Here is an 18251-nt window from a genome sequence, read left to right on the forward strand (position 1 = left end):
TCTCATCGCTTTTTTATTAGCCTTTGCGATTAACAAAAACTACGAATTTAGACCAGAAGTAATTAAAGATAATTACAATAATCTGACCGAATATTTTAAGTAAATCAAAGTTGTTTTGACTGATGATACTAACACCAATAATCAAGATGATTTCTTCTAGTATTAATGAAGCCAAACGGCCTAGGAAGAATGAAATCATTTCAGTGATGTATTCTTTAGCTGTAGTTGCTTGAGATTGAAAAACCCATTTTCTGTTGGTAAAGAATGCAAATAAGACACTTGCAATCCAAGCAATTAATGTGTTCCAGAATACATCCATGTTTGGTAGTAGTCGATAGAGCACCAAAGCGACAACAATATCGATAACAGTGGTTAATACACCCCAAAACAAGTATGCGATGACTTGCTTGTATTTATTCCACAAATTTTTCATTATTTTTTCTCTTTCACAATGTATTTAGGACGGTGTTTTGTTTCCAAGTAAATTTTTCCAATGTAGTTACCAACGATTCCTAAACAGAATAATTGAACACCGTTAATTAATAAAATGATGGATACTAATGATGGCCATCCAGATACGGATCCACCAAATATAATAGCTCTTAAAATAACAAATAAAAGTCCAATTATTGAAAGGAAGAAGGAAACTCCGCCGACCCAGGTTGCCACTTTAAGTGGAACATCAGAGAAGTCAACAATTCCTTCCAATGAATATTCCAATAATTGGTATAGTGACCAGTGTGATTCACCGGCAGCTCGTTCAACCCCATCGTATTCGATGTACTTAGTTTTAAAACCAACCCAGCTAAATATTCCTTTAGTAAAACGGTTGTATTCAGTTAATCTCAAAACATTGTCAACATATTGACGAGTCATTAGTCTGTAATCTCTAACGTTTTGTTTGATTTCAACGTCAGACATTTTGTTGATGACTTTGTAAAAGCTAGAAGATAGGAAAGCTCTTACAAAATTCTGCTTTCTACTCTTTTGCACACATCCAACGACGTCATAATCGTCTTCTTTTATGTACTTAATCATTTGGGCAAGCAATGCAGGTGGATCTTGTAGGTCAACGTCCATCACGGCAACATAATCACCACCAACGTTTTCTAATCCAGCTGACATAGCAGATTCCTTGCCAAAATTACGTGAGAAGGATACAAAATGAACGTTTTCATCATTTTTACGTAATTTTTTAATTTCTTCTAAAGTGTTGTCAGAAGAACCATCATTAATAAACCAGTATTCATGATTATAATCCATGTGATTAGCATGCATTTCGCTAAAAACACGTTCTACTTCATCATAAAAGATTTTAATGGAAGGTTCCTCATTATAACAAGGTACAATTAAACCAATGGTTTCCATAATTGTAACCTCCTTCATTAATCCATAATTATTACTATTCTATCATAATACTTCAAAAATTTTTTCATGAATAGCACTAAATTTTTCTTAAGATGTTTTTATAATCGTCAATCATAGGATTATTTTGTTATAATTAAATAAATATATTTTTTGTGGAGGCATAATCTTGAAAAAACCGATTAAAGTGATGACCATCTTTGGAACTCGTCCAGAAGCTATTAAGATGGCTCCAATTATTCTAGAAATGAAAAATAATTTAGATGAGTTTCAACCCATCACAGTTTTGACTGGCCAACATAAAGAAATGCTAGATCAAGTTATGGATATTTTCCATATTGATGCAGATTACAATTTACACGTAATGAAGGCACAACAAACTTTAAGTTCAATTACAACTACTGTTATTAACAAACTAGACAGTATTATTAATGAAGCTCAACCAGATATTATTTTGGTTCATGGGGATACCACTACTACATTTGCTGCAGCAGTGAGTGCATTTTACCATCAAATTCCACTTGGACATGTTGAAGCTGGACTTAGAACTTGGGATAAGTACTCACCATATCCAGAGGAAATGAACCGTCAAATGACTGATGTACTTTCTGATGTGTACTTTGCACCAACAGAATTAAGTAAAGAAAATCTTTTAAAACAAAACCTAAAAGAAAATCGTATCTATATTACTGGGAACACAGCAATTGATGCGTTAAAACAAACTGTTGATAGAAATTATCATCACAGTGTGTTAGATGATATCGATAAGACTCATAAAATTATTCTATTAACCATGCATCGTCGTGAAAATCAAGGCGAACCAATGCGTCGTACTTTTGAAACAATTAAAAAAGAAGTATTAAATAGAAATGACATTGAAGTCGTATACCCTGTTCACTTGAGTCCGGCAGTTCAGTCTGTTGCTCATAGCGTGTTTGATGGGGTAAACCGTGTGCACTTAATTGATCCGTTGGATGTTGTCGACTTTCATAACATGGCAGCGCGCAGTCACTTTATCATGACCGATTCAGGTGGAGTCCAAGAAGAAGCACCTTCATTAGGTAAACCTGTATTGGTACTAAGAGAAACCACTGAACGTCCGGAAGGAGTCGATGCAGGAACGTTGAAACTTGTGGGAACTAATCCTGAAAAGATTAGTGCAAGCATTGACCAATTACTAGACGACACAGCGGAATATAAGAAGATGGCAACTGCCAAGAATCCTTACGGGGATGGCACTGCTTCTGAACAAATTTTAGATGCAATTAAAGAATTATTTGCGACTAATAAACTAAGCGGTGATAGTAATGAAGCTTAATAAAGACACTGCTAGAAAGTGGAAACACTTTTTCTTGGTCATAAAGAAGCACTACAATGAATCTAACGTATCAGATTCAGCTGTTGTGATTGCATTTTATTCTTTGTTATCACTATTTCCAGCAACAATCATTGCAGGGAATTTGCTGGAGTTGTTGCATGTTAACCAATATGAAATTTTAGATTACCTAGAACCATTGCTGCCATCAACGGTATTTAAGACGGTGAGTCCAATTGTCATTTCCGCTTTAAAGGGTGCTAATGCTGATAAGCTATCAATTGGATTAATCGTAGCTATTTGGTCTGCTAGTCGTGCGTTAGCTGCCTTTCAACGGGCAGTTAACTCGTCGTATGGAATAAAAAACGTAAGCAATTTGATGAATCGAATTGTTTCGTTTGTCTGGATGTTATTGTTGGTAATGTCATTAGGTATTTTCTTACTGTTCTTTGGTTTTGGAAAAGTTATAATTAGCTACTCAGCTTATCTAATGGGTTTATCAAATATGAGTGTAGGACTTTTCATTCTGTTGAGATATCCATTGACTATCATCGGAGTATTTATTTTGGTACTTTTGATGTATTACTTTGTGCCAAATGTAAACACCAAGTGGCGTTATGTTTGGATGGGATCATTGATTGTTACGATTAGTATGATTGTTCTATCCAAAGGATTCTCAATTTATCTTCATTATTTCGCACGTAGCGTGGATGCTTATAAAGCACTGGGAACATTTGTTGTTTTAATGCTTTGGCTATACATCATTGGAATGATATTAATACTAGGGGCGGTTATTAATGCATCCGTTCAAGATGTTAAGAATGTTGAAATCAAGGGCAGAAAACCTAGCATTAAATCATTTATGCCAAATAAGAAAAACTAAGATTGCAAAACAAAAAAATCGTTGATAAATATCAACGATTTTCTTTTTAACCATTTATTTTTTTGTAAGTATCAACTAAACTTGAAGCAAATTCATCAAGTTTTTCTATGTCGTCTTCATCAGGTTCCAAGTTGATTTTCACACCCTCAAAACCTTGAGTAGCGTTAGTCTTCTTGAACTGATTGATGAAGTCATCAACTGAAGTATTGAAAAATTCTTCGTAGAAGATATCACCAGAACCAGCAACACCAAAGACCTTGTTTGAAAGATCTAAATCACCTAAGTCATCAAAGAAGTCTAACCCTTCTTCTGGAAGGTGACCTTCGTTGTAGGTGTATGCACAAACGACACAGATATCCGCATCTTCAAAATCCTGTGCATCTGTTTGTGAAATTTCGGTTTGGGTGACTTCAGCTCCTAAATCTTCTAGGCCTTCAGTAACAATATCAGCGACATCCTCGTTGTTACCTGTGATGGTTGCAAAAACTACATGTGCTTTCAAAGTAATATACGTCCTTTCGCAATCTGATAACTAATTATACCAAATGTAAAATGGGATGTTAAATAAAGGAGTGAGAGTAATGGCATCTAAAATTACCATGATTGAAGCCCAAAAGAGAAAAGGGCGCTTTAATGTATACTTAGACGGAGTATATGCATTTCCAATTAGTGAAAACGTAATGATTAAATATCGTATCTTTAAGGGAATGGAAGTAGACGATGAATTAAAAGAAGAATTAATAAATGCCGATGACATTTCTAAACTTTACAGTAAGGCGATTAACTTCTTATCCCACCAATTAAGAACTGAAAACGAAGTTGTAAAGAAACTCCAAAGCTATAGTGAAAATCAACAACATATTGCAGCAGTAATGCAAAAGCTAGTTGAGTTAAAACTAGTAAATGATCAAAGTTACGCTGACAGTTATGTCAGAACTGAAGTGAAGAAGCAAGACAAGGGACCCTCAAACATCTTTTATAAGTTAAAGGAAAAACAAATCAACGAAAAACTGATTGAAAACGCCTTGAATAACTTTTATTCACATGAAGAAATGATTAATAACTGCCAAATCCAAGCAGATAAAATATTTAAGAAACATAAGCGAGATGCATTTAAGAACCGTTTAGATAAGACCAAAATATCATTAATGAAAAAGGGGTATCCAACCGACGTTGTTTTGAGTGTTATGGAAGATATGGATTTTCAGGTTGATGAAGAAAATCAATTGGATTTGTTGAGACAACAGGGTGAAAAAATTTGGCATCGTAATCGTAAGTATGATGGAATGCAAAGAATTATGAAGACCAAACAAGCTCTTTATCGTAAAGGTTTTGATATGGATGATATTAATTCGTTTATAGATGAGAAAAATATAGATGAATAAAATGGTATAATGGTTTCGTGGAGGTTTCGGATATGTTTAACAAAATTAAAAATTCCTCAATAATCTTATGGACAGTGGAATTGTTGCTGGTCGTAAGTATTATCTGGATATGTACAAAACTTGAGTTTATTTTCAGCCCAATTGGGATGTTTATCTCAGCAGTATTTATGCCAATCCTAATCGCTGGAGTATTGTATTACATGCTAAACCCAGTGGTTAACTTATTAATGAAAATCAAAATTAGCAAAACCAAAAGAATTTCCCGTAACTGGGCAATATTGATTGTATACATATTTCTAATTGGAATAATCGTATATCTATTTTCATCATTTTTACCACGCTTAATAACTCAGATAACAAACTTGGTAACTAATCTACCCAAAATTGCCGATGATATTAATCACTATATAGAAGTGCACAGTCAAAAGGGGATTTTTAAGAAATTCTATTCATCAGAATACATTTCTTCACTTCAAAACTATGTTTACAATTATTTCCAACACAGTTTAGGGGGTATTACTTCTAGTGTTGGATCGATTATTTCTACCGCTGCGTCAGCAGTGATTGTGATGATTACAGTGCCAGTAGTACTATTCTATATGCTAAAAGATGGACACAAAATGATTCCAAACATTGCCAAGATGTTACCACCAAGAAGTCGCCGTAGAACCATTAAGCTATTAGGTAAAATGAGTGATACTATTTCTCACTATATTGGCGGACAAATGGTTGAATGTTTGTTTGTTGGAGTATTTACATCTATTGGCTATGTTTTAATTGGTCAGAAATATGCATTGTTATTAGGTGTGTTCGCTGGAATTTGCAATATTATTCCATACGTTGGACCATACATTGGAATTATGCCATCAGTATTCGTTGCACTTTCTAACAGTGTCAGCGAATTAGTATGGGTGGTAATAGTGGTAATCATAGTTCAACAACTGGATGGTAATTTAGTTTATCCAAATGTAATCGGAAAGTCTTTGAATATTCATCCACTTACCATTATAATTATCTTAATGGCTGCCGGAAATATTGCTGGTTTAATGGGAATGATTCTAGCAATTCCACTATATGCTGTTATTAAGGTTGTGGTTCAATACGTATACAGCATTTGGATGATTGAGCAGTCACACAAGTGAGTTATAAAAACAAAGAGAGATAAAGCAGGAGATAATATGACAAAAGTAATTACTTATGGAACATTTGATCTATTACACAAGGGTCATGTTCGTTTATTAAAACGTGCCAAGGAATTAGGGGACGACTTAACAGTTTGTGTTTCTACCGATGAATTCAACGCTGAAAAGGGTAAGAAAGCTTACACTTCATACGAAGATAGAAAGTATGTTTTAGAAGCTATTCGTTACGTTGATCACGTTATTCCGGAAAATAACTGGGATCAAAAGATTAAAGACGTTGTTGATAACAACATCGACATCTTTGTTATGGGAGATGACTGGGAAGGTAAATTTGACTTCTTAAAGGATTACTGCAAGGTCGTTTACCTACCTAGAACTGAAGGCATTTCAACTTCTAAGATCAAAAAAGACTTAGGTCTTACTGACGAAGACGACTGGAAGAAATAAAAAAACATCCTCGATTTAATCGGGGATGTTTTTTAATTCACATATGGAAGATTGTTTTAATATGTTACAATTATATTTATATATTATAAAACGGAAGGATTCGAATAATGGGTAATAAAAAATTAGAGCAAAGCGTTGATAAACGTCGTACTTTTGCTATCATCTCTCACCCGGATGCTGGTAAGACTACAATTACTGAACAATTACTATTGTTTGGTGGAATTGTGCGTGAAGCTGGTACTGTTAAGGCTAAAAAATCTGGAAACTTTGCGAAATCTGACTGGATGGAAATTGAAAAGAAACGTGGAATTTCTGTTACAAGTTCAGTGATGCAATTTGATTACGCTGGTAAGCGTATCAACATCTTAGATACCCCAGGGCATCAAGATTTCTCAGAAGATACTTACCGTACTTTGATGGCTGTTGACTCTGCTGTCATGGTTATTGATGCTGCCAAGGGGATTGAACCACAAACTAAAAAATTATTCCAAATTTGTAAGATGCGTGGAATTCCAATCTTTACCTTCATGAACAAACTTGATCGTGATAGTCGAGACCCAATGGAATTAATAAGTCAATTAGAAGATGTTTTGGGAATCGAAGGATACCCAATGAATTGGCCAATCGGTTCAGGAAAAATTTTAAGAGGACTATATGATCGATACAACAAACGTGTTGAATTATACCGCCCCGAAGATGAAAACAATCCATACTTACCATTGGATGACGAAGGCAACTTGTTAGAAGGCAACAAGTTAGCTGAAGACAGTGTTTACCAAGATGCAAAAGAGAGCATGGATTTAATCACTGAAGCAGGTAATCCATTCGATGAAGAAAAAATTAAGAATGGTGAACAAACTCCCGTATTCTTCGGATCAGCGTTGGTTAACTTTGGGGTCAAGACTTTCTTAGATGCATATCTAAACTTTGCACCAAAACCAGGTGAACACGAAACCGAAAACGATGTTGAAGTACAACCTGAGGATGAACAATTTACTGGTTTCATCTTTAAAATTCAAGCTAACATGAATCCTAAACATAGAGACCGTATTGCATTTGTGCGTGTATGTTCCGGAATGTTTGAACGTGGAATGGACGTTACTTTGGAAAGAAATCAAAAGAAGCTACGTTTATCTAATGTTACTGAGTTCATGGCTAACACTCGTGAAAATGTTGAAAACGCTGTTGCTGGGGACATCATTGGTTTATACGATACTGGTAACTTCCAAATAGGTGATACTATCTACTCTGATAAACGTGATGTTAAGTTTACTAAGCTACCTCAATTTACGCCGGAACTATTTATGAAGGTTTCTGCAAAGAATGTTATGAAACAAAAGTCATTCCACAAGGGAATCCAACAATTAGTTCAAGAAGGTGCTGTTCAACTTTACACTTCTTATACTACTGGTGACTATATTTTGGGTGCGGTTGGTCAGCTTCAATTCGAAGTTTTCCAATTTAGAATGCAAAATGAATACAACTCTGAAGTTGTAATGGAACCAATGGGTAGCAAGACTGCTCGTTGGATTAACCCTGATCAATTAGACGAAAAGATGTCTTCTTCAAGAAATATCTTGGTAAAAGATGGTCATGGTGATCCATTGTTCTTATTCGAAAATTCATTTGCTGAACGTTGGTTCAAGGAAAAGTATCCAGATGTAGAACTTACTTCTAAACTATAAACAAAAAGAGCTTAGATATTATCTAAGCTCTTTTTTTACGTCATCGGAAACGATGTAGTGAAGGTTATTGATTTCGACCCACTGAACACTATTTTGATCGACAATTTCCTGGGTAACGAAGAAGGAGTTACCATTGTGTAAGAAGCCGATACAACTACCGTAAGGGAAGTTGTAAACGGCAACACTTTGATTCTTGTCATTTTGAATTGTTGCAGGATAGTGGACTTTTTTAATCTTCCATGAGTCTGTGTTGGTTAGTTTTTTGGCGAATGGATATTTCATTCTGTAGAAGTTTCTATCGATAATCCACTGGTTTGGTCCAATGTTTAACCATAAAGCGTCGTCAGTGGTGACTTGGTAGAATACCTTCCAAATACTTGTTTTTGGTAATAAAACATGAAGTACATCACCATTAGTGTCGTTATAGACTTTGGTATATTCTCTTAAACGAATATAGAATGTCTCTTTTTGTACACCATGCCAATCTTTTCGGCGGTAATAGATGATTAAATGTTTCATGTAGTCATCAAAAATACCGTTTGAGTCACCGGAATAGTTCATTAGTTTAAACCCAGATAATTCTGGAATGTTAATTTGAAATTCGTTGTTGTACTTACCAATGGCCATTTGAGGAAGACGAATCATTGAATATGTATCATAGTTAATGAAGAAAATATTAACTGGTTTTCCGTTCAAACGATTATATTGAAGGGTGACAACGTTATCCTCTTTTTGCATGTAGGTTGAAACACCTTTGATTTTGAATAAAACATAATGATCAAAATCCGGGATGATGAAACTAACCGGGTCACCTACGAATCCCTTAATAACGCTGAATTCGTGAAGATAGTGACCATCCTCATCAACATAGTAGATAGTCATTTTTGCCCTTGTCTTAGAAGAAGGAGAAGGGGTTTCATCGATATTATTGGTATTTTCTTCAATGGATTCATCACCGGTTGTGATTGTTGAATCATCAAAGTCATTTACTTTTGGTTCGTCTGGCTTAAACAAACGAATGATGTCATGAATAAAATGAAACATGCCTTTTCCTCCTCTCTAATAACCATATTAACATATGATATTACAAAAAAAGTAAAAAAAACAGCTAAGAATAAGTCTTAGCTGTTTTTTAATTATTCAATTCAATTATTTTGTGTTAACGAATACTTTGTTTTCGTTGTCCACATCAACGCTTAAATGTTTGCTACTTGGATTGTTTAGGTAATAGTCAGCAACTTTGTCTTCGACTTCTTCTTGTATTACACGGCGAAGTGGACGAGCTCCCATTTCCGGATTGTATCCTTTTTCGACTAATTTATCTTTAGCAGCATCTGAAACATCGATAGTAAAACCGCGTGTTTCGAGCATTTTGTTAACGTTGTCTAACATTAAGCTGACAATCTTCTTCAAGTCATCCTTACTTAGTTGGTTAAATTCAACAATGTCATCGAATCTATTTAAGAATTCTGGTTTGAAGTAATCACCTAACTTATTCAATACTGAATGAGTCTTGTTGTTAGCTTCAGCACCAAAACCAACACTAGCGGTGGAAGTACCAGTACCGGCATTACTGGTCATAATGATGACTGTATCCTTGAATGATACGGTTCTTCCTTTTGAGTCAGTTAAACGGCCGTCATCTAGAATTTGTAGGAAAGCGTGAAGAACGTCTGGGTGAGCTTTTTCAATTTCATCGAAAAGAATTAGACTATATGGATTTCTTCTAACTTTTTCGGTTAATTGACCGGCTTCATCATAGCCAACATAGCCCGGAGGGGAACCAATTAATTTAGAAATTGAATGTGGTTCACGATATTCGGACATGTCAAATCTAATCATTGCCTCCTTAGAACCGAATAGTTGCTTAGCTAATTGCTTAGCAAGTTCAGTCTTACCAATTCCAGTCGTTCCCACGAATAGAAATGATCCAATTGGACGACCAGTTCCGTTGAAACCAATTCGGTTACGTTTAATTGCACGAGCAACTTTTTCAATTGCTTGATTTTGTCCAATAACGCTTCCTGCTAACTTCTTATCAAGATCTTTTAGGTTATCTTGTTCTTGTTCCTGCAATTGGCCAACGGGAATCTTAGTAATGGACTCGATAATTCCTTCAATATCTTTTGTAGATACAATGGGGTAGGTATTATCTGATTCATCGAAGTCTTTTAGCTTGTAGTTAAGTTCTTCAATCTTATCACGATAGAAGGCGGCTTTTTCGTAGTCTTCTTTCTTTAGAGCATCCTTCTTTTCTTTTTCACACTTATTTAATTCATCTTTTAAATCATCTGGCGACTTAACGTCTGATTTGATATTAAGTTTAGAACCAGCTTCATCAATTAAATCGATGGCTTTATCTGGTAAGAAACGATCTTGAATATAGCGGTTTGATAGGTAAACTGCCGCATTGATAGCATCATCACTGTATTTGACGTGGTGATACTTTTCATAACGTCCCTTGATACCATTTAATATATGAAGAGCTTGCTTCAATGATGGTTCATCTACTTGGACGGTTTGGAAACGACGAGCAAGTGCTGAATCTTTTTCGATACCACGGTATTCATTAAGAGTAGTGGCACCAATTAGTTGGAAGCTACCACGAGCAAGCGCAGGCTTCAAAACGTTTCCTGCGTCCATGGCCCCGTCGGCATTACCGGCTCCCATGATTTCATGAATTTCATCAATGAATAAAATAATGTTCTTGTTTGATTGAACTTCCTTAATGAGTTCTTGCATTCTTTGTTCGAATTGACCACGCATAGATGTTCCTTGAACAATAGATACAACATCTAGTCTAATAACACGTTTGTTCTTTAACTTATCTGGAACTTCATGATGAGCAATCTTTAGTGCTAGTCCTTCGACAACAGCAGTCTTACCAACACCGGCCTCACCGATTAAGACAGGATTGTTCTTAGTTCGACGGTTGAGAATTTCAATCACACGATTGATTTCTTTATCACGACCGATAACAGGATCAATCTTATTCTTTCTTGCTAAGTCGGTTAAATCATATCCATACTTTGCTAACACAGAGTTGGAATTGTTATTGTTATTATTTTTTTGCTGATTATTCTCAGGACGGCGGATAGAATTTTGATTACTTTGATTCATCGCATTGAATAAGTCATCTAAGCTACTGAAACCAAATGGATCATTCATCATATCAACACCTCCGTTATTACGATATTGTTCGGATTGCTGACTCAATTTTTGGTAACAGTCCTGACAAATATCAATATGTCTTTTTTCGCCATTGAAATTGACGAGTAAATGAATGGTTGCCTCATTTATATGGCAGTTTTCACATTTCATACGACTGCTCCTTTCTGAAAACAACTAAATGGTTAAAGGTTATTTTTGACCTTTACTGACCATTTGTAGAAATATTATAACTCATCAGAAATTTAGTGCAAGTAATTTGATTAGATTAAAATAACTGGTATTTTTTTCATATTTTTTAATTATGATATGTTTTAATTAGTATCAATCGTATATAATATATATTGAAAGAGGGAATATAATTATCGCAGATAAGAATTATACTGAATTATTAAATGACCTAAAAGACAACAAAATCAAAGAATTGGTAGTCAAACCCGACGAGTTCACTGAGTTTCAAGTTGCATATATGAACTTTGACACCAGGAAGCGCGTGATAGGGAAAGCCGATCAGAACGGTGTAATTACGTATACTTACCTATCTGATAGTGGTACCAATAGTTAAAAATGTTGAGTTTTATCACATTAATTGATATTCTAAAATTAGTATAAGAATAAAAGGAGATGTTCAAAAATGGAAAAACGTCAATTTAAAGTTGTTTCTGAAACTGGAATCCATGCTCGTCCTGCAACACTTTTAGTTCAAACTGCTACTAAATTTAAATCAGAATTAAAATTAGAATACCTTGGCAACACTGTTGACTTAAAGTCAATCATGGGTGTTATGTCATTGGGTGTTGGTCAAAATGCTGAAGTAACTGTTATTGCTGATGGTCCTGATGAAAAAGATGCAATTGAAGCAATTGCTAAGTCATTCAAAGATGAAGGATTAACTGATTAATTACAAGTTATATATGGTATGTCTATTAAAATAATGAGTCAGAAATATTTTATGTTTGGTTGTCATAATAGTTCATTGTCATTATTGAACGAATATGGAAACAACTACTTCGATAGAATTGTTCTGGCTCGTTTTTTTATTAATATAGGGAATTATGGCATTTACATGAGTTTGCAATGCAAACAGCAAAACAATATAATTACAAATAATTAATATTGAAAGAAAAGGAGGTGCTAGTATGAATGTTGGAATTTTTACAGATACTTATTTTCCACAGGTCAGTGGGGTTGCCACATCCATTAAGACATTAAAAGATCAATTGGAAAAGGATGGCCATCAGGTGTATATCTTTACTACAACTGATCCTCACGTTGATAAGACCACATATGAAAAGAATATTTTTAGATTTTCCAGTATTCCCTTTATTTCTTTTACTGATCGCAGAATCGCTGTAAGGGGAATGATCCAAGCTTATCAAATTGCTAAGAAGCTTAATTTGGACATTGTTCACACACAGACTGAGTTCTCAATGGGAATTATTGGTAAGTTCGTGGCTAAATTTTTAAGAATCCCTTGTGTACATACTTATCACACAATGTATGAAGACTACCTACATTATGTGGCTAAGGGTAAGATATTAAGACCGGTACATGTTAAAGACGCAACGTTGGCGTTTTGCCATAATATGTCAGGGGTAGTTGCGCCAAGTAAAAAAGTATTAGACACGTTAGTTAGGTACGGGGTAAAGAGCCCCATTAGGATTATCCCAACAGGAATTAATATTAATAAGTTTGCGACAGAATCAAATTTCGATTTACGTAAATATTTAGGAGTAGATAAGAATGCTCCTGTGTTATTATCAGTGAGTCGCCTGGCTTACGAAAAAAATATAAAAGAATTAATTAATTCCATGCCAACAATTTTAGCTAAAAAACCATTAACCCAATTAGTAATTGTCGGAGATGGACCAGCAGGAGAAGATTTGAGAAAGCAAGTCAATGACATGAAGCTAAATGCTAATGTTAAATTTGTTGGTGAAATTAATAATGATGAAATATACAAATATTACCGAGATGCTGACTTGTTTGTTTCTACATCTAACTCTGAATCACAGGGTTTAACTTACATTGAAGCAATGGCTGCCGGAGTCAAAGTGGTGGTTGCGTCAAGTCCATATACTGAAGAATTATTAAGTGATAAAGCATTAGGAATGACTTTTTCAAATAAAGATGGCTATATTTCAAGCGTATTGGAATACTTGAATCAAAGTAAAGCTACACTAGACCAATCTGAGGAAGAACTTAGACAGACTAAGTTACATGAAATATCATCTGAAAACTTTGCTAATCGAATTGTTGCCTTTTATAAGAGTGCCCAATTAGATTTCAACAAAGAATTTAGTGATGATAATGGGATAAGTGACTAGGAGGATTTATGATAAAAATAGATATGTTTTCAACTGCCGACAAGGTAAAGGGACAAGGAGTTGGTAGTGCCTATCTAGAATTAATTAAATTAATGGAAAAGCGTTTTGCAGATGATTTTGACATTGAAATCAATGATTCAAAGAAGTCTGATATTACTCACTACCATACAATTAATCTAAGATATTACTTCTCTACTTTCCAGAAAAAACGTGGAAGAAGAATTGGCTATGTGCATTTTCTACCTGAGACATTGGAAGGAAGTTTAAACCTACCTAAGCCAATTAAATGGATTTTTTACAAGTATGTAATTGCGTTTTACAAGCGAATGGAACATATTGTGGTAGTCAATCCAACTTTTATACCTAAGTTGGAAGCATATGGGATTAATCGTGATAAAATTACCTACATTCCAAACTTCGTTAGTAAGAAGGAATTTTATCCCTTCACCGAAGACGAAAAACATGCTGCTAGAAAAGAACTGGGTATTTCTCAAGATAAATTTGTAGTAGTTGGAACTGGGCAGGTACAAACTAGAAAAGGAATTTTTGATTTTGCCAAACTAGCCGAAGAAAACCCAAATGTCGAATTTATTTGGGCAGGTGGATTTTCGTTTGGTAAAATTACTGATGGATACAAGAACTTAAAACTATTGGTAGACAATCCTCCCGCCAACCTTAAATTTCCGGGAATTGTTGATCGTGATAAATTAGTTCAATACTACAACATTGCTGATTTATTCTTGTTACCATCTTTTAATGAATTGTTTCCAATGTCGGTATTAGAAGCATTCTCATGTGGGACTCCAGTAATGCTTAGAAGTTTGGATTTATATAAAAAAATCATCAGTGGTTACTATGAACCATTTACTACTTTTGAAGAAATGAATGATAGTTTACATCGCTTAATTGATAACCGTGATGAACTAAAAGAATTGTCTGATAAAGCATTAGCTGCGTCTGATTACTATTCAGAAGATCATCTAGCTTCAATTTGGCATAAATTCTATAAGGGTCAGATAAAAGAGGGATAGTAATGTCAAAGAGAAATGTAATAACGTTCTTTATGATGTTTCTAATTGGGATACTGATTTTTTGGTATTTCATTAGAGATATCAATATGGATGTATTAATTGCAGATTTTTTTACTATTAATTGGTGGTGGATTGCCGTTGCTTTCTTATGTATGTTGTTATACCTAGGGCTAGAAGCGGTCGTCACTAAGACAATCGTTGACACCCAGGTTGATCACTTTACTTGGTGGGATGCAATTAGAGTCCCATTGGTAGAACAACTGTTTAATGGAATCACACCGTTCTCATCAGGTGGGCAACCAGGACAACTATATGTAATGGTTCAAACAGGCGTGGATGCCGGTAAGGCCAGTTCAACGCTACTGATGAAATTTGTTGTCTTTCAAACCATGATAGTAATTAATTTCATTTTGAGTCTTATTGTCGGTTTTCAATATGTTGAAGAAAAGCTACATTATCTAGCCTGGCTGGTGCTTTTCGGATTCTTCGTGCATTTATTTGTAATTATTGCTTTGTTATTGGTAATGTATTGGTATACATTTACTAAAAAATTGGTTGATAATTTGGTAAAACCACTTAAAATATTTATGAAGGATGAAAAGTATCTTTCATTTAAAGAGATGCTCGACAATAAAATCGACACGTTCCATATGGAAAGCATCAGAATCGCTAAACAATGGAAGTTAATGTTAAAGATTATTGTTATTACTTTCTTCCAACTAGCTTTTTATTACCTAATTCCATATTTCATCATATTGGCATTAGGGTTTGATCAAGTTAACATCATCATGATTGTTAGCTTACATGTATTAATCTTTATGATAATCTCGTTATTTCCAATCCCGGGTGGAGCAGGTGGAGCAGAGTATAGCTTTGAAACTTTGTTCAAGAGTTTTATCACTAATAACACGAAGTTAATTCTAGCGTTAATTGCTTGGCGCTTGATAACTTATTACTTAGGAATGATTTTAGGGGCAGTTGCATTCTTCATTCGCCCCAATAAGATTGATAAGTAAATTTACTAATATTTTATATTTTTTTATTTTGGAGGCATAGAAATGTCTAGTCATATTAAGAACACCAGAAAGTTTTTTAATACAAAATTTGGCTTTTTTGTATTAATCGTAGCTTTATTCTGGTTGAAAACATATATTTCATATCGTGTTGATTTTACCTTAGGTGCAAAGGGTGGCATTCAACAATTCCTATTGGCTGTTAACCCACTACCAGCTGCGTTGCTAATTTTTGGAATTGCTTTGTACTTTAGAGGTAAGTTAGCTTACTGGTTAATGATTATTATTGATTTAATTGAATCAATTTGGATTTTTGCGAACGTTTTATACTATCGTGAATTTTCTGATTTCCTATCATTTGGAATTATCAAGGGTTCAGGTACAGTTCAAAACAATCTTGGTAAGAGTTTAGCTGAAATCTTACATCCATTAGATTTCTTTGTATTTATCGATATCATTATATTGATTTTATTACTACTATTCAGAGTGATTAAGGTTGATCATTCTCCGTTTAAGAAAAGAAACGCCTTTGCAATCACTATCTTATCTCTAGTTTTGATGTTTGCTGAATTTGGTGTTTCTAATGCAGATAGATCAGGGCTGCTAACAAGAACTTTTGATAATAACTATATTGTTAAGTACCTTGGTTTAAATGAGTATGCAGCATTTAATGCATATCAAACTCACAAGGAAAGTCAAACTAGAGCTGAAGCTAAACCATCTGATTTAAATAGTGTCCTTACATATCTAAAGCACAACCGTAGTAAGTCCAATATCGAATACTACGGTAAGGCTAAGGGTAAGAATGTCTTTATCATTCATTTGGAAAGTTTCCAACAATTTTTAATTGATTACAAAGTTGATGGTAAGGAAGTAACTCCAAACCTAAACAAGTTCTACCATAACCAAAATACATTATCATTTGATAACTTCTACCACCAAGTAGCTCAAGGTAAGACCTCTGATGCTGAAATGATGCTAGAAAACTCACTATTCGGTCTACCAGAAGGCTCAGCAATGGTTACTTATGGTACTCAAAACACATACCAAGCTGCTCCAGCTATCTTAGCCCAAAAGGGTTACAGTACTGCTGCATTCCATGGGGATGTGCCTAGTTTCTGGAATAGAGATAATGCATACAAGTCATGGGGATACCAATACTTCTTTGATTCAAACTACTACACTGAAAAACCATCATACAGTGTCGGTTATGGTTTAAAGGATAAGATCTTCTTTAAGGATGCTGCTCAATACATCCAACAATTACCACAACCATTTTATGCAAAGCTAATTACATTAACTAACCACTATCCATATGAATTGGATAAACAAAATGTATCATTCCCAGCAACTAAGACTGGTGATAATACTGTTGATCCTTACGTTCAAACTGCTCATTACCTAGACCAAGCTTTTGGTGAATTTATGAATTATCTAACTAAGACAGGGTTAATGAAGAATAGTATGATTGTTCTATATGGTGATCACTATGGTATTTCAAACAACCATAGACCTGCTATCGCTCAATTACTACACAAGAAGTCTATTAATAGCTTCGACTTAGCACAATTCCAAAAGGTTCCATTTATGATTCATATGGATGGACTAAAGGGTGGTATTGACCATACTTATGGTGGAGAAATTGACGTATTGCCAACACTATTACATCTATTAGGTGTAAAGGACGATAATACTATCCAATTTGGTAATGACTTGTTATCTAAGAAGAGAAACCAAGTTGTTGCATTTAGAAATGGAGACTTTGTCTCTCCTGAATATACCGTTGTGGGTGGAAGTGTATACCTAACTAAGACTGGTAAACAAATCACACCAAATAAGAAACAAGCTGCTGAAATTAAGAAAATGCAAAATCATGTAACAACTGAACTATCTCTATCAGATAAGGTTGTGCTAGGGGACTTACTACGTTTCTACAACCCTAAAGGTTTCAAGAAGGTAGACAAGAAGTCATACAGCTACAAGTACGCTGATGGAATGAAGCTTCTTAAGGAAATGGATAAAAAGAAAAAGACTGATCTATTGAATAAGTTAAAGAAGAAAGATACTTTAAACTTATACAAGACTGATGCTCCTGAATTAAAATAGTTTCAAAAAAAAGACGACTTTATAAGTCGTCTTTTTTATTTTGAAATTCATGTTGACGCAATGTCGATATTTTGATAATATAAATATTGCTGTTGATGAGGAAGTTAAAAAACCTCTTTAAAACGTTAAAAATTCAATAAAAAAGTTGTTGACTTTACGTTAACAAGATGGCATAATATTTATTGTTGTCGATAAGCGACAAACGCTGTTGTTAAAACATTCATCAGCAAAATAAATAAAAAAGTTATTGACACTGTGTTGATAATTTGTTAATATTAAATAGTTGTCAATTGAGATGACATTTAATGTTAAAAGGTAGATCTTTGAAAACTGAACAAGATTGATAATCGATGATGTGTAAGGAACTTACAACTTGGTTGTAAG

At 34.4% G+C, this 18251-nt stretch carries 16 protein-coding genes; 11 read left to right on the forward strand and 5 right to left on the reverse strand.

Annotation, left to right across the window (positions count from 1 at the left end; translation table 11 throughout):
• Window positions 1–16 precede the first annotated feature (16 nt).
• Window positions 17–433 (reverse strand): GtrA family protein, encoded by a 417-nt coding sequence (locus FD688_RS02740; RefSeq protein ID WP_138741691.1) that lies wholly within the window; start codon window positions 431–433, stop codon window positions 17–19.
• The gene (locus FD688_RS02745) at window positions 433–1368 is read right to left on the reverse strand and encodes a glycosyltransferase family 2 protein (RefSeq protein ID WP_138741692.1); all 936 of its coding nucleotides are present in this window, start codon (window positions 1366–1368) and stop codon (window positions 433–435) included. Before FD688_RS02745 ends, FD688_RS02740 begins: the two co-directional genes overlap by 1 nt.
• A 166-nt stretch (window positions 1369–1534) precedes the next feature.
• Between FD688_RS02745 and wecB the strand changes: the two genes are divergently transcribed.
• Window positions 1535–2683, forward strand: coding sequence for a non-hydrolyzing UDP-N-acetylglucosamine 2-epimerase (gene wecB, locus FD688_RS02750; RefSeq protein ID WP_318530870.1), 1149 nt, complete (start codon window positions 1535–1537; stop codon window positions 2681–2683).
• Window positions 2673–3563 (forward strand): YihY/virulence factor BrkB family protein, encoded by an 891-nt coding sequence (locus FD688_RS02755; RefSeq protein WP_138741693.1) that lies wholly within the window; start codon window positions 2673–2675, stop codon window positions 3561–3563. Before wecB ends, FD688_RS02755 begins: the two co-directional genes overlap by 11 nt.
• Window positions 3564–3609: 46 nt before the next feature.
• Here the strand turns inward: FD688_RS02755 and FD688_RS02760 are convergent, their stop codons facing one another.
• The gene (locus FD688_RS02760) at window positions 3610–4065 is read right to left on the reverse strand and encodes a flavodoxin (protein ID WP_176589797.1); all 456 of its coding nucleotides are present in this window, start codon (window positions 4063–4065) and stop codon (window positions 3610–3612) included.
• A 79-nt stretch (window positions 4066–4144) separates the two neighbouring features.
• On the opposite strand from FD688_RS02760, the gene recX reads away from it, so the two are divergent.
• The 4 genes from recX to FD688_RS02780 all read left to right on the forward strand — a co-directional run bounded on the left by recX (window position 4145) and on the right by FD688_RS02780 (window position 8222).
• The gene (gene recX, locus FD688_RS02765) at window positions 4145–4948 is read left to right on the forward strand and encodes a recombination regulator RecX (RefSeq protein ID WP_190242886.1); all 804 of its coding nucleotides are present in this window, start codon (window positions 4145–4147) and stop codon (window positions 4946–4948) included.
• Window positions 4949–4980: 32 nt separating this feature from the next.
• Window positions 4981–6090 (forward strand): AI-2E family transporter, encoded by a 1110-nt coding sequence (locus FD688_RS02770; protein WP_138741695.1) that lies wholly within the window; start codon window positions 4981–4983, stop codon window positions 6088–6090.
• A gap of 36 nt (window positions 6091–6126) precedes the next feature.
• Complete coding sequence (tagD, locus tag FD688_RS02775) at window positions 6127–6537, forward strand: glycerol-3-phosphate cytidylyltransferase (protein ID WP_034531602.1); 411 nt, start codon at window positions 6127–6129, stop codon at window positions 6535–6537.
• Between the two features lie 107 nt (window positions 6538–6644).
• Window positions 6645–8222, forward strand: a complete 1578-nt coding sequence (locus FD688_RS02780; RefSeq protein ID WP_138741696.1) for a peptide chain release factor 3 — start codon at window positions 6645–6647, stop codon at window positions 8220–8222.
• Between the two features lie 18 nt (window positions 8223–8240).
• On the opposite strand, the gene FD688_RS02785 is transcribed toward FD688_RS02780, so the two are convergent.
• Together FD688_RS02785 and FD688_RS02790 are read right to left on the reverse strand one after the other, a co-directional pair.
• A complete protein-coding gene (locus FD688_RS02785; protein WP_138741697.1) occupies window positions 8241–9266 on the reverse strand; it encodes a MucBP domain-containing protein in 1026 nt (341 codons plus the stop codon).
• Between the two features lie 105 nt (window positions 9267–9371).
• Window positions 9372–11543: an ATP-dependent Clp protease ATP-binding subunit gene (locus FD688_RS02790; protein ID WP_138741698.1), complete on the reverse strand. Its 2172-nt coding sequence runs from the start codon at window positions 11541–11543 to the stop codon at window positions 9372–9374.
• Between the two features lie 481 nt (window positions 11544–12024).
• Here FD688_RS02790 and FD688_RS02800 point away from each other — a divergent pair, with 481 nt between their 5' ends.
• From FD688_RS02800 to FD688_RS02820, 5 genes are all read left to right on the forward strand, one after another.
• Entirely contained in the window at window positions 12025–12291 is a 267-nt protein-coding gene (locus FD688_RS02800) for a phosphocarrier protein HPr (protein ID WP_034531608.1), read from the forward strand.
• A 238-nt stretch (window positions 12292–12529) separates the two neighbouring features.
• Window positions 12530–13717 carry a glycosyltransferase family 4 protein gene (locus FD688_RS02805; RefSeq protein ID WP_138741699.1) on the forward strand — a complete coding sequence of 396 codons (1188 nt, stop codon included), beginning with the start codon at window positions 12530–12532 and terminating at the stop codon, window positions 13715–13717.
• 8 nt (window positions 13718–13725) lie between these two features.
• Entirely contained in the window at window positions 13726–14748 is a 1023-nt protein-coding gene (locus tag FD688_RS02810; RefSeq protein ID WP_138741700.1) for a glycosyltransferase family 4 protein, read from the forward strand.
• A gap of 2 nt (window positions 14749–14750) precedes the next feature.
• Entirely contained in the window at window positions 14751–15764 is a 1014-nt protein-coding gene (locus tag FD688_RS02815; protein ID WP_138741701.1) for a lysylphosphatidylglycerol synthase transmembrane domain-containing protein, read from the forward strand.
• A 42-nt stretch (window positions 15765–15806) separates the two neighbouring features.
• Window positions 15807–17867: an LTA synthase family protein gene (locus FD688_RS02820; protein ID WP_138741702.1), complete on the forward strand. Its 2061-nt coding sequence runs from the start codon at window positions 15807–15809 to the stop codon at window positions 17865–17867.
• Window positions 17868–18251: the final 384 nt, after the last annotated feature.

It is taken from the genome of Apilactobacillus kunkeei, from assembly GCF_005930975.1.
GTDB lineage: Bacteria > Bacillota > Bacilli > Lactobacillales > Lactobacillaceae > Apilactobacillus > Apilactobacillus kunkeei_E.

Bases quoted from the DNA above. Each gene is read 5' to 3' on its own strand.
- FD688_RS02740 (WP_138741691.1), bottom strand. From the start codon at position 433: ATGAAAAATTTGTGGAATAAATACAAGCAAGTCATCGCATACTTGTTT.
- FD688_RS02745 (WP_138741692.1), bottom strand. From the start codon at position 1,368: ATGGAAACCATTGGTTTAATTGTACCTTGTTATAATGAGGAACCTTCC.
- FD688_RS02755 (WP_138741693.1), top strand. From the start codon at position 2,673: ATGAAGCTTAATAAAGACACTGCTAGAAAGTGGAAACACTTTTTCTTG.
- recX (WP_190242886.1), top strand. From the start codon at position 4,145: ATGGCATCTAAAATTACCATGATTGAAGCCCAAAAGAGAAAAGGGCGC.
- FD688_RS02770 (WP_138741695.1), top strand. From the start codon at position 4,981: ATGTTTAACAAAATTAAAAATTCCTCAATAATCTTATGGACAGTGGAA.
- tagD (WP_034531602.1), top strand. From the start codon at position 6,127: ATGACAAAAGTAATTACTTATGGAACATTTGATCTATTACACAAGGGT.
- FD688_RS02780 (WP_138741696.1), top strand. From the start codon at position 6,645: ATGGGTAATAAAAAATTAGAGCAAAGCGTTGATAAACGTCGTACTTTT.
- FD688_RS02785 (WP_138741697.1), bottom strand. From the start codon at position 9,266: ATGTTTCATTTTATTCATGACATCATTCGTTTGTTTAAGCCAGACGAA.
- FD688_RS02790 (WP_138741698.1), bottom strand. From the start codon at position 11,543: ATGAAATGTGAAAACTGCCATATAAATGAGGCAACCATTCATTTACTC.
- FD688_RS02800 (WP_034531608.1), top strand. From the start codon at position 12,025: ATGGAAAAACGTCAATTTAAAGTTGTTTCTGAAACTGGAATCCATGCT.
- FD688_RS02805 (WP_138741699.1), top strand. From the start codon at position 12,530: ATGAATGTTGGAATTTTTACAGATACTTATTTTCCACAGGTCAGTGGG.
- FD688_RS02810 (WP_138741700.1), top strand. From the start codon at position 13,726: ATGATAAAAATAGATATGTTTTCAACTGCCGACAAGGTAAAGGGACAA.
- FD688_RS02815 (WP_138741701.1), top strand. From the start codon at position 14,751: ATGTCAAAGAGAAATGTAATAACGTTCTTTATGATGTTTCTAATTGGG.
- FD688_RS02820 (WP_138741702.1), top strand. From the start codon at position 15,807: ATGTCTAGTCATATTAAGAACACCAGAAAGTTTTTTAATACAAAATTT.